The organism is Ruminococcus flavefaciens, assembly GCF_900143025.1.
GTDB classification, from domain to species: Bacteria; Bacillota; Clostridia; order Oscillospirales; family Ruminococcaceae; genus Ruminococcus; species Ruminococcus flavefaciens_I.
On sequence record NZ_FRCT01000002.1, the window covers coordinates 171,666 to 184,409 of the forward strand.

General features: G+C 39.8%; 9 protein-coding genes. 8 read left to right on the forward strand and 1 reads right to left on the reverse strand.

The genetic code is table 11. The features are described 5' to 3' along the window. Positions 1 to 13 precede the first annotated feature (13 nt). The 6 genes from BUB28_RS02980 (at position 14) to BUB28_RS17215 (ending at position 7,725) form a co-directional block, all read left to right on the forward strand. On the forward strand, positions 14 to 1,372 hold the full coding sequence (locus tag BUB28_RS02980; protein ID WP_072948560.1) for an SPFH domain-containing protein: 1,359 nt from the start codon (positions 14 to 16) through the stop codon (positions 1,370 to 1,372). 53 nt (positions 1,373 to 1,425) lie between these two features. Next, the gene (locus BUB28_RS02985) at positions 1,426 to 2,652 is read left to right on the forward strand and encodes a TFIIB-type zinc ribbon-containing protein (RefSeq protein WP_072948563.1); all 1,227 of its coding nucleotides are present in this window, start codon (positions 1,426 to 1,428) and stop codon (positions 2,650 to 2,652) included. Beyond that, positions 2,653 to 3,732 carry a TFIIB-type zinc ribbon-containing protein gene (locus BUB28_RS02990; protein ID WP_072948565.1) on the forward strand — a complete coding sequence of 360 codons (1,080 nt, stop codon included), beginning with the start codon at positions 2,653 to 2,655 and terminating at the stop codon, positions 3,730 to 3,732. An 11-nt stretch (positions 3,733 to 3,743) separates the two neighbouring features. Continuing rightward, positions 3,744 to 4,229, forward strand: coding sequence for a hypothetical protein (locus BUB28_RS02995; protein ID WP_072948567.1), 486 nt, complete (start codon positions 3,744 to 3,746; stop codon positions 4,227 to 4,229). Positions 4,230 to 4,381: 152 nt separating this feature from the next. After that, positions 4,382 to 6,220 carry a glutamine--fructose-6-phosphate transaminase (isomerizing) gene (gene glmS, locus BUB28_RS03000; RefSeq protein WP_072948570.1) on the forward strand — a complete coding sequence of 613 codons (1,839 nt, stop codon included), beginning with the start codon at positions 4,382 to 4,384 and terminating at the stop codon, positions 6,218 to 6,220. 53 nt (positions 6,221 to 6,273) lie between these two features. Next, positions 6,274 to 7,725, forward strand: a complete 1,452-nt coding sequence (locus BUB28_RS17215) for an HAD-IIB family hydrolase (protein WP_072948572.1) — start codon at positions 6,274 to 6,276, stop codon at positions 7,723 to 7,725. A gap of 5 nt (positions 7,726 to 7,730) precedes the next feature. Here BUB28_RS17215 and yunB read toward each other — a convergent pair whose 3' ends face one another. Beyond that, complete coding sequence (yunB, locus tag BUB28_RS03010; RefSeq protein WP_072948574.1) at positions 7,731 to 8,396, reverse strand: sporulation protein YunB; 666 nt, start codon at positions 8,394 to 8,396, stop codon at positions 7,731 to 7,733. A gap of 140 nt (positions 8,397 to 8,536) precedes the next feature. Between yunB and BUB28_RS03015 the strand changes: the two genes are divergently transcribed. Together BUB28_RS03015 and BUB28_RS03020 are read left to right on the forward strand one after the other, a co-directional pair. Beyond that, the gene (locus tag BUB28_RS03015; protein WP_072948577.1) at positions 8,537 to 11,107 is read left to right on the forward strand and encodes a translation factor GTPase family protein; all 2,571 of its coding nucleotides are present in this window, start codon (positions 8,537 to 8,539) and stop codon (positions 11,105 to 11,107) included. Between the two features lie 229 nt (positions 11,108 to 11,336). Continuing rightward, positions 11,337 to 12,734, forward strand: a complete 1,398-nt coding sequence (locus BUB28_RS03020) for a pyruvate carboxylase subunit B (RefSeq protein WP_072948579.1) — start codon at positions 11,337 to 11,339, stop codon at positions 12,732 to 12,734. Positions 12,735 to 12,744 lie beyond the last annotated feature (10 nt).

Below are 12,744 nucleotides of genomic sequence, written 5' to 3' on the forward strand. Positions count from 1 at the left end.
AGGAGCTATAATTATGGGTCTTATTCAGGCAGCTCTCGTCGGAGCAAGTCAAACTCTTGCTGATACATGGCAGGAATTCTTTGTATGTGAGTCAATACCAACTGATGTACTCGTTGTAAGAGGAAAAAAGCAGCTTGGCAAGCACTCTTCAAATACAAAGGGAAATGAAAATGTTATTTCCGATGGAAGCGGAATAGTTGTACATGAAGGTCAGGCTATGATAATGGTCGATCAGGGCGTTGTAACCGAGATCGCTACACAGCCGGGTATATACAAGTATGAGACAGGTACAGCCCCAAGTATTTTCTCCAGCAGCTTTGGTGCAGGTCTGAAGGAAACATTCAAGGAGATGTGGGATCGTATCAAGCACGGCGGTTCTGTAGCTAAGGATCAGAGAATTTACTACTTCAACATGAAGGAACTGCTTGATAACAAGTTCGGTACTCAGAATCCCGTTCCTTTCAGAATGGCTTATCAGGATCTTGGCAGAAGCTTCACTGTAGGCGTTCGCTGCAATGGTATCTATTCATACAAGATCGCAGACCCTGTTCTTTTCTATGTTAATGTATGCGGAAACGTAACAGATCGTTATATGCGTTCAGAGCTTGATAATCAGCTCAAGAGCGAGTTCCTCGATTCGCTTCAGCCTGCATTTGCATCTATTTCTGCATCCGGTATCAGATATGATGAGCTCCCCGGAAGACAGAGAGAAGTAAAGACTGCTATTGAGACAGAGGTAGCTCCTATCTGGAGTGAAAAGAGAGGTCTTAAGCTCTGGACAGTTAATATCAATTCTGCAACTATCTCCGAGGAAGATACAAAGAGAATTCAGGAATTTGAAGACAGAGCTTGGAATCGTGATCCCGGCAATGCTGCTGCTACACTCGTTGAAGCACAGGCTCAGGCTATGCAGAATGCTGCAAGCAATCCTAATGGCGCAGCTATGGGACTCTTCGGCATGGGTATGACTCAGCAGATGGGCGGTATGAACGCTCAGGGCCTTTTCAATATGGCTCAGCAGAACCAGATGAATCAGGCACAGCAGGCTCCTCAGCAGGCAGCTGCTCCTGCAGGCGGTGCTGCACAGGCAGCTAATTCATGGAAGTGTGATTGCGGCGAGACAAATACTGGTAAATTCTGTGCAGGCTGCGGCAAGCCCAAGCCTGTAGTTCTTACTCCTGACGGCTGGACCTGCGATTGCGGCTCAGTTAATAAGGGAAGATTTTGTTCTAACTGTGGAAAGAAGAAGCCTGAGGGAGCACCGCTTTACAAGTGTGATAAGTGCGGCTGGGAACCTGAGGATCCTAAGAATCCTCCTAAGTTCTGCCCTGAGTGCGGTGATCCTTTCACAGATGATGATATTGTAAAGTAAAATAATACATAACGGGCGGGGATTTTCCCGCCTGTTTTAAATTAAAATGATATATGAAAGAAGCTAAAGTTTGTAATTGTCCTTCGTGTGGCGGATTATTAAAGTTCAATATAAAAGTTCAGAAAGTTCGCTGTAATTACTGTCAGAAAACTTTTTTAACTGATGATCTGTCAGATGATGATATCAACTGGATCGACAAGGCGGAAAATGAAAATGAAATTATTAAGCCTGAAAGATTGAAGGAATATGTTTGTTCTTCATGCGGTGCTGTTATAGAAGCTTTTTCAGCAGATACAACTGCTAAATGCCTTTACTGTGGCTGTGATCTTGTGCTTTCATCAAATTTTACAAAAGATGCACAGCCTGATGAAATAGTTCCTTTTACTATAACACGCGAAAAGGCAGTTTCTATTTTGAACGACTATCTCGAAAGTGTGCATTATAGTGTGCCAAAAGAATTAAAGAATGGAGTACAGGAAGGCTTTTCAGGTTTTTATGTACCTGTATGGCTTTATAATTGCAGAGTAAGCGGACAAATGGAGTTTTATGGATTTAAAGCCTATAAAACTTTGGATGCTATTGTAAAACGCGGCGGACATATTGACTATGTTGATTTTCCCGTAAAAGCAAATGATAAAATCGAAGAGTGGCTTATCAATTCTGTAGCAAATTATGATTATAGTAAAGCGGTTGAATATGCTGATGAGCTTATTTCCGGTTTTTATTCGAGTCGTTATACTATTAGTGCAAGTGATACGTTGAACGAAGTGAGAAAAAATGTTATATTTAATTTTGAAAGAGGTCTTGAAAACGACACTTATGAATTCTATACTATCAAATTAAAACAAAAAGATGTTAAAGTATATAATGAAAAACTGAAATATGTACTTGTACCAATGTGGATATGCAGGCTCAGGGATAGAAACTGGACACATATTTTTGCTGTTAACGGTCAAAACGGAGAACTGATAGGTGATGAATTAAAACTTTATGCAACAAAGCGAATAAAGATATTCAATGCAGCTATTCTTATAGTTCCGTTGATTTTAGGTATAATATATAATTCAACGAATAGTATTTTATGGGAAAAAGCTTTTATTGCAGCTGTTATTCTTTCAATTCTGCTTTTTATTATAGTATTGGCTGTTAGAAATAACAGATTAAAAAAAGCCAACCAAAAGGTGATACAAATCAAAGATCTTTCTTTAAGAGAAAAATATTACAAAGACGTTGTTTTTGACAAAAGAGAAAAAGAAGCACTTAGTGAAGAGGTGAAATAAGTGTCGGAAATAATTGAATATAAGTGCCCTGCCTGTGGCGGTAAACTGGAATTTGACAGCGGCGTTCAGAAAATGAAATGCCCGTTTTGTGAGTCTGAATTTGATGTAGAGTCTTTAAAGGACCATGATGAGGCTCTTGGGACACAAAAAGAAGATGAAATGAACTGGGAGACAAGCGCAGGAAGCGAATGGAAAGACGGCGAGACCGAGGGTATGCACATATATACCTGTAAATCCTGCGGTGGTGAGATCATAACAGATTCGACTACAGCCGCTTCAAAGTGCCCGTATTGCGATAATCCTGTTGTAATGTCAGGAAGCTTTTCTGGTGATCTCAAACCTGATTATGTGATCCCGTTCAAATTTGATAAAAAAGCCGCAAAAGCTGCTCTGAACAAGCATCTTGAAGGAAGAAAACTTCTTCCTAAGGTTTTCAAGGATCAGAATCATATTGATGAGATAAAAGGTGTATATGTACCGGTTTGGCTTTTTGACGCCGATGTACAGGCTGATATGTTGTATAAAGGTGAAAAGATACGTCATTGGAGCGACGGCAGCTTCAATTATACCGAAAGAAGCTATTATTCGGTTCAAAGAGAAGGTAATGTCAGATTTGAACTTGTTCCGGTTGACGGCTCAACAAAAATGCAGGACGAGCTTATGGAGTCAATAGAACCATTCGACTTCAAAGACGCAGTGGATTTTCAGACGGCATATTTATCAGGATATCTTGCAGATAAATACGATGTTTCTGCTGATGAGAGTATCGAAAGAGCAAACGATCGAATAAAAAACACAACAGAACAAGTATTTGCAAGTACTGTAAACGGCTATACCAGCTTTAATAAAGAAACAGGAAATATTTCTCTCAGTAACGGAAAAGCAAAATATGCTCTGTATCCGGTATGGATACTTAACACTTCATGGGAAGGCAATAAGTATACATTTGCCATGAACGGTCAAACCGGCAAATTTGTCGGCGATCTTCCTGTTGATAAGTCAGCGGCAGCAAAGTGGTTCTTCGGTATCGCAGCTTGTGTTACAGCTGTATGCTTTGGACTTTCATTTCTGATTTTTTAGGAGGCTGAAATATGAGTTTAAAAAGAATTACTGCCTCAGCTGTTTGTGTAATGGCTTTTTGGGGCGTATTCGGTGTTAAAAGCAGTTTTACAGCAGGTAGTGCACAAATGCTTACCGCATACGCAGATGAATATGATTTTGATTATGTCGATGAATACGATTACGAAGAAGAACCTGATATAGACGGATCAGAAATAGATGATATCGAATTAGATGAAATAGATTCCGACGCTGATATTTCTGTTAATGAAAACAGAGGAACCAAAAGGAAACACAATGTCATTTCATCATTTGTTGTCAGCTTGCTGATAGGTCTGATCTCTGCACTTATTGCTGTATCAATAATGAAATCAAGCATGAAATCCGTACGTAAAAAGGCTGGTGCAGCTGATTACAGAAAAGAAAACAGCTTCAAACTTACAAAGAATACAGACACCTTCATGTACAAAAGGGTCGAAAAAATTGCTATACCTAAAAACAATCAACCTAATAAATAAAGAAATAAGAATAATATGCGCAATTTTTGAACAATAAATCAGTTGACAATAAGTATGATTTGATGTATAATAGTACTAATATGGTGTATTTTTTGCCGAATAATAAATCGGCATGAAACTGAAATAATAAACAGTTCTGGAGGAAACAAATTATGTGCGGAATAGTTGGCTTTACAGGAAGTGCTCAGGCAGCACCTATACTGCTTGACGGACTTTCAAAGCTTGAATACAGAGGTTATGATTCAGCAGGTATTGCTGTACGTGACGGCGAAAAGGAAACAGAAGTTGTAAAAGCAAAGGGAAAGCTCAAGGTATTGAAGGAAATGACCAATAACGGCGATGCTGTAAAGGGTGACTGCGGTATAGGTCATACCCGTTGGGCTACTCATGGCGAGCCTTCTGCTCTTAATGCTCATCCACACAGCAGTGATGATGAAAACGTTATCGCTGTTCATAACGGTATAATAGAAAATTACCAGGAGCTTCGTGAAAAGCTTACAAAGAGCGGCTATTCTTTCAATTCTCAGACTGATACAGAAGTTGCTGTAAAGCTTATCGACTACTATTTCAAAAAGTACGGTCTCGGTCCTATAGATTCTATTGCCCGTGCTATGATAAGAATAAGAGGTTCTTATGCTCTCGCTGTAATGTTCAAGGATTTCCCTGGTGAGATCTATACAGCACGTAAGGACAGCCCTATGATAATCGGTATCGCAAACGGCGAGACATATGTTGCATCTGACGTTCCGGCTATCCTCAAGTATACAAGAAATGTTTACTATATTGGCAATATGGAGATAGCAAGACTCGTTAAAGGCGGCGTAACATTCTACAATATTGATCGTGAAGAAATCGAAAAGCCTCTCACAGAGATCAAGTGGGATGCAGAAGCTGCTGAAAAGGGCGGTTATGAGCACTTTATGCTCAAGGAAATACACGAACAGCCTAAGGTAGTTCGTGATACTATCCATTCAGTAGTCAAGGACGGAAAGATAGATTTCTCAGAGATCGGTCTCTCCGATGATGAGATGAAGAAAATAAGCCAGATATATATCGTTGCCTGCGGAAGTGCTTATCATGTAGGAATGGCAGTTCAGTATGTTATAGAGGACTTTACTTCCATACCTGTAAGAGTCGAGCTTGCTTCCGAGTTCAGATACAGAAAGATGACACTTGTTAAGGACAGTCTTGTTATCATCATCAGTCAGTCAGGCGAAACTGCTGACAGCCTTGCTGCTCTTAGAGAAGCAAAGGATAAGGGGATAAAGACACTTGGCATCGTTAATGTTGTTGGTTCTTCAATTGCTCGTGAGGCTGACAGTGTATTCTACACTCTTGCCGGTCCTGAGATCTCTGTTGCCACAACAAAGGCATACAGCACACAGCTTATCGCAGGATACCTGCTTGCAATGCAGTTTGCAGTAGCTCGCGGAGAAATGGAAGAAGCTAAGTGCGAAGAGCTTTTAAAGGAGCTTTATACTATCCCTGAAAAGATCGAGAAAATACTTGAAGATAAGGAAAGAATACAGTGGTACGCAAATAAGCTTGCAGGAGCTAAGGACGCATTCTTTATCGGACGCGGTATAGATTATGCTATTGGTCTTGAGGGCAGCCTTAAAATGAAGGAAATTAGCTATATCCACTCTGAGGCATACGCTGCAGGTGAGCTTAAACACGGTCCGATCAGCCTTATTGAAGAAGGTATCCCTGTTATAGGTGTACTTACACAGCAGGATCTTTACGAAAAGACTGTAAGCAACATGGTAGAAGTAAAGAGCCGTGGTGCGTCACTTATGGGACTTACAACATATGGTAATTACAGCATGGAGGATCTTGCTGATTTCACAGTATATATCCCACAGACAGATGCTCATTTTGCAGGCAGTCTTGCAGTTATCCCGCTTCAGCTTCTTGGATATTATGTATCCGTTGCAAAGGGCTATGACGTAGATAAGCCGAGAAATCTGGCAAAGAGCGTTACAGTTGAATAATAAAAGAAAAGGCTGTCGTTTTACGTCAGCCTTTTTCGGTATGGAGAAATAACATGGATAGAAAAACGCTTTATCTTTCAGACCTTGACGGAACACTGCTAAACAGCGAGCAGAAAACCTCTGATTATACCAACTGTGTTATAAACGAGCTTGTAAATAATGGAATGATATTTTCATATGCTACTGCTCGTTCATGGAGCACTGCAAGCAAGGTCACAAGTGGTATTTCAGCAGCACTTCCAGTTATAGTTTACAACGGAGCTTTTGTTATTGATACTCTAAGTGGGAAAAGACTTATATCTAATTATTTCGATGAAGAAGTTAAAGCCCTGATAAAAGAGCTGATCGAAAGGAATGTGCAGCCTACAGTTTATTCTGTACAGCAGGGCACAGAGAAATTTTCTTATATACCTGCAAGGATAACAAAAGGTATGGCTGATTTTGTTGAGTCAAGAAGGGGAGACAGCAGAAATAATCCTGTAGCGACTGAAGCTGATCTGTTAAATGGTGAAATCTTCTATATTACCTGTATTGATGATACTGAAAAGTTGCAGCCTGTTTATGAAAAGTACAAGGACACATACCATTGTGTGTTTCAGCGGGATATATATTCTAATGAGCAATGGCTAGAGATTATGCCATTTAAAGCCTCAAAATCCCGTGCAGCACTTCAGCTGAAAGAGTATCTCGGCTGTGACAGACTTGTTGTATTCGGCGATGCTTTAAATGATCTTGATCTTTTCGAGGTAGCTGATGAGAGCTATGCAGTGGATAACGCAGTAAATGAGCTGAAAACAGCTGCTACTGAAGTTATAGACAGTAACAATAATGACGGTGTAGCAAAATGGTTATTAAGGAGAATTAAGATGAATGAAGAAAAGAAATCCATAACCGAGCTTGGAGACCCAAGAAAACCTCATGGTGCAGCAGGCGCAGAAATGCTTGCAGGAATGAATGAGCACCATTATGCAGTTACAGGCTGGGGACTTGATTTTTTTGAATTTGAAGATAATGACAGGATACTTGATATAGGCTGCGGTGGTGGTGAAACATTAAGAAGAATGTCTGATAAAACCGTAAACGGACATCTTACAGGTCTGGATTATTCACCTCTTTCTGTAAAGCTCTCTTCTGAAAAGAACAAAGCTGATATAGAAAGCGGAAAAATGAAAATAATAGAAGCTTCTGTTGAGAAGATGCCATTTGATGACAACTCCTTTGATAAGATCATAACTGTTGAAAGCTTTTATTTCTGGCCTGATCCTGCAGAAAATCTGCGAGAGGTATACAGGATCCTTGACAAAGGCGGTAGATTTCTCATTGTTGCGGATATAAACGGAGATGCAGAGCTTGATGAAAAGGATATCGAAGGAATTGAGAAATTCAAGCTTTACAATCCTAAATTAAAAGAGTTCCATGCACTGCTTGAAGCAGCAGGTTTTAAGGATATCAAGGTGCATACCAAAGCAGGTGAAAAATGGGTTTGCGCAGAAGGAAACAAGTAATATCCTTATGATTTATCACTGTTTTTTCCTGTTGCATATGGCGATATGTCAGGAACATCACCTATGAGAATATTTTCTGCGAGTATAAATTCAAAATCTGATTTTGTTTCAAAGCTGTAGAGCGGTACGGACGATGTCATCTTTACACAAACTATAGCTGATATCCTGTGTCTTGTCTGGTTTATACCTGCTTCGGAAAAATCACTTTTTAATTTAACGTCGGCAACTCCTATAGGTGATACCCGAATATTGATTTTTGGACCTTTTCCGGTTAACAGATACGAGCTTGTCAGTGAACCTAACGCTATTTTTGCTGTCCGTTTTCCTGAAAGCTCCAGTTCTTTATTTATAAGGAGTGTAAGGTCTGACTGGGTTTTATTTATTGTATAAGGAATAGTCTCTACGGAGACTATTTTCTTTTTCTCATCGTAAAGAACAGCAGCGAAATCGTTATATGTAAATTTATTGTTTCTCAGATATTCAGATACGGAATGTTCTATTATCTCGTTAGCTGTTTTCTGAGCAAAGTGCTCCGCTTGCAGCACAGCATACGGTTTTATTCTTTTTTCTATCATTGATGTAAGCATAAATAGTGATATGAGCGCCAACGTACATAATAACGGCATTTTCTTGTGTATCCTTTTTTTACGCAGTTTCTTTCTCTTTTTCATTTTATCACCTGTATTTCCTTCAGATGTAATATGGACTGAAATATTATATTCCGCTTATTTCTGTAATGTGATAATTTTGTATGGACAAAAGAGGTTTTTTATGATAAAATTAAGTAATATCATTATTCTGGAGTGATACAATGAAAAAAATAACTGTTGGAATAACTGCTCATGTTGACTCAGGCAAAACAACTCTTGCAGAAGCAATGCTATACAAAACAGGAACTATAAGAAAGCTTGGAAGAGTTGACAGCGGAAATTCTACTCTTGATACAAATTCTATTGAACGAGAACGCGGAATAACAATCTTTTCTTCTCAGGCGGAGTTTTCAACAGATAATACTTGCTTCACACTTCTTGATACCCCGGGACACGTTGATTTTTCAGCAGAGACAGAGCGTACAATGTGCGTTCTTGATTACGCAATCCTTGTAATAAGCGGTACTGACGGTGTACAGAGCCATACCTCGACATTGTGGAAACTCTTGCGCAAATATGAGATACCCGTGTTTATTTTTGTAAATAAAATGGACCTTATCGGTGCTGATAAAAGCTTCATAGTAAAAAATCTTGCAAGCAGATTATCCGAAAATTGTGTGGATTTTTCAGGAACTGATGCTGAGATATCAGAGAATTCGGCTATGTGCTGCGAAGATCTTATGGAACAATATGTATCTGAAGGAAAAGTTGATGATACAAGCATTATAAATGCAATAGCTGAGAGACGCATTTTTCCGTGTTTTTTTGGCTCCGCTTTAAAAATGGAGGGAATCGAGGAATTCATAAACCTGCTTGACAGATTTACCTGTGAGCCTGAACATAAAAGTGAATTCGGCGCTAAAATATATAAGATATCCTATGATCCGAAAGGCAGCCGCCTTACGCATATGAAGATAATAGGCGGTCAGCTAAAAATGCGCGAGGAGCTTATATATAATGATGCTGACGGTAATGAAGTCAGCGGTAAGCTTAGCTCGATAAGATTTTATTCGGGCGAAAAATTCAGAACTGCCGAAACAGCAATGGCAGGAGAGATATGCGCTGTTACAGGACTAAACGGCACTTACGCAGGACAAGGACTCGGAATAGCCGAAAACTCAGGGCAGGCATTCCTTGAGCCTGTTATGACGTATAAGATCATTCTGCCTGACGAAAAAAACATATATGAAGCAATAAAAGAGCTTCGCCTACTGGAAGACGAAGATCCTCAGCTCCATATACTATGGAACGAGCAGAATCGTGAAATACATATTCAGCTTATGGGAGCGGTTCAACTGGAAGTACTTACAAAGCTGATTGAAGAAAAATTCGGATATACCGTTCATTTCAGCAACGGTGCTGTAACTTATAAAGAAACGATCATAGATGCGGTTGAAGGAGTCGGCCATTATGAGCCACTACGTCATTATGCAGAAGCACATATCCTTATGGAGCCTTTGCCAACTGGCAGCGGACTTCATTTTGATACTGATTGTTCGGAGGACGAGCTTGACAGAAACTGGCAAAGACTTATACTTACTCATCTTGCCGAAAAAACACATATCGGTGTACTCACAGGTTCTCCTATAACGGACATGAAGCTTACGTTGGTGTCGGGAAAAGCACATCTCAAGCACACTGAGGGAGGCGATTTCAGACAGGCAACATACAGGGCTGTAAGACAAGGACTGCGCAATGCTGAATCCGTGCTTCTTGAGCCTTATTATAACTATGAGCTTGAAATTCCTACTGAAAACGTTGGCAGAGCCATTTCTGATCTACAGCATATGTCTGCTGAATTTGATACTCCGGAAAATAGTGGTGAAATGTCAGTGATAAGAGGGAGTGCTCCGGTTTCTGAGATAAATGATTATCAATCTGAAGTTATCGCCTATACCCACGGAAAGGGACACCTTTCATTCAATGTGGCCGGTTACAGGAAGTGTCATAATACAGATGAGGTCATATCTGCCATAGGATATGATTGTGACAGCGATACGGAAAACAGTGCTGACTCGGTATTTTGTTCACATGGTGCAGGATTTATTGTCAAATGGAACGAAGTATACGAGCATATGCATCTGCCGTTAAAGCTTTCTCAGGGCATAGATGCGGAAAGTTCGGAACAAAAGATCGCTAAAGCCAAAAGATTTATTGAAAAGGCGGTAAGCGATGAAGAGCTAATGGAGATCTTTGAACGCACATACGGAAAAATAAACCGTGATCCTGTTAGGGCTTTTAAAAAGACAAAAGCCATAAGTATTGAAGATAAAAAGATACACCTTCCCAAGTATGAAGGACCTGATTATCTGCTTGTAGACGGGTACAATATAATCTTCGCCTGGGAGGATCTGAAAAAGATATCAGAGGAGAATCTTGATGCTGCAAGGGGAGAGCTTATAAACAGAATGTGCAATTATCAGGGATATGACGGAAGCGAGCTTATTCTTGTATTTGATGCATACAGAGTTAAAGGAAAGCACCGCGAAGTAGAAAAATACTGCAACATAAACATTGTTTACACGAAAGAGTCAGAGACCGCTGATTCTTACATAGAAAGAGTTTCACATGAGCTTTCAAGAAATCATCGTGTAAGAGTTGCGACATCTGACGGCATTGAGCAGATGATAATTCTCGGAAACGGTGCAATGAGAATATCTGCGGCAGAATTCAGAAAAAGATATGATGCAGCAGAACGTTCAATAAAAGAATTCATTGACTCAATGAAATAATAATCAGACCTGTCAGTTGACAGGTCTTTTTTAATTAATATGTCATATTTTGTATAAAGAAAAAAATAAATATAAATTTTGTAAAAATAGTAGCATTTTATTTCAAAGTGTGATATAATAAATCTGATTTGGGATTTTTTACAGAAAAGCTTTTATCTATAAAAATTCCATATAAAATATTAAGTTTATTATATCTGCTATGCAGATTTATTTTTGAGGAGGCTTGTACATGAAAAAAGTGCAACTGACAGAAACCGTTTTACGTGACGCTAATCAGTCGCTGATGGCTACGCGTCTTCCTTATTCTGATTATGAGGGTATCCTCTCAGATATGGATAAGGCCGGATACTATTCTATCGAATGCTGGGGCGGAGCTACATTTGACTCGTGTCTTCGTTATCTCGGCGAGGATCCGTGGGAGAGACTCAGAAATCTGAGAAAAAAACTTCCTAACAACAGACTTCAGATGCTTCTGAGAGGTCAGAATCTTCTTGGATATAAGCATTATCACGATGATGTTGTTGAGAAGTTCATCGAACTCTCAATAAAAAACGGTATCGATGTAATTCGTATATTTGACGCTCTTAACGATTTCAGAAATATCGAGACAGCTCTTAACGCAACAAAGAAGTATGCAACAGAAAAAACTATTGCATCAGGCTGTATTTCATACACACAGAGCCCTGTACATACAGTTGACAAATACATAGAGATGTGTAAGGAACTCAAGAATATGGGCTTTGACACTATCTGCCTCAAGGATATGGCTGGTACAATGTCTCCATATGAAGCTGAGCACCTTATCAAGGGCATTAAGGACGCTATCGGCGATATGACACTTATTCTCCATACTCACTGCACAACAGGTATGGCATATATGACACTTACTAAGGCTATTGAGTCAGGTATTGACGTTATCGATACAGCTACATCATGTTTCTCAGGCGGTACATCTCAGCCTGCAACAGAGAGTATGTTCTATGCTCTCAGCCAGTACGGAATTGAGACAGGACTTAATGAGGATATAATTAATAAGGTAAACGATTACTTCAAGCCTATCAAGCAGAAGTACATAGATAACGGTCAGCTCAATCCGAAGAGCCTTGGAACAGATGCTCAGGCACTTGTTTATAAAGTTCCCGGCGGTATGCTTTCAAATATGATCGCTAACCTTACTGATATGCACGCAATGGATAAATTTGACGAGGCTCTTGCAGAAATCCCGAAGGTAAGAGCTGATATGGGATATCCTCCGCTTGTTACACCTCTCTCTCAGATGGTAGGAAATCAGGCTGTAACAAATGTACTTGTAGGCGAAAGATATAAGAACATTTCCAAGGAAATAAAGAACTATATCAAGGGCGAATATGGTAATCCTCCCGCACCTATAGCTCAGGAACTCGTTGAGAAGGTTCTCGGTGACAGTGAAGCTGTAGATTGCCGTATCGAAGATCAGAAGCGTACAGGTGAGGAATTTGCAGCAGCAAGAGAGGCTCTCGGCGATCTTTGCAGAAGTGAAGAGGACGTTATGAGCTATATCTGCTATCCTGATCAGACTATAAAGTTCCTCAAGGATCGTAAGGCTAAGGAAGAAAACGAAGCTGTATACACAATTGAGGAAATGTAAGGAGGCAGAG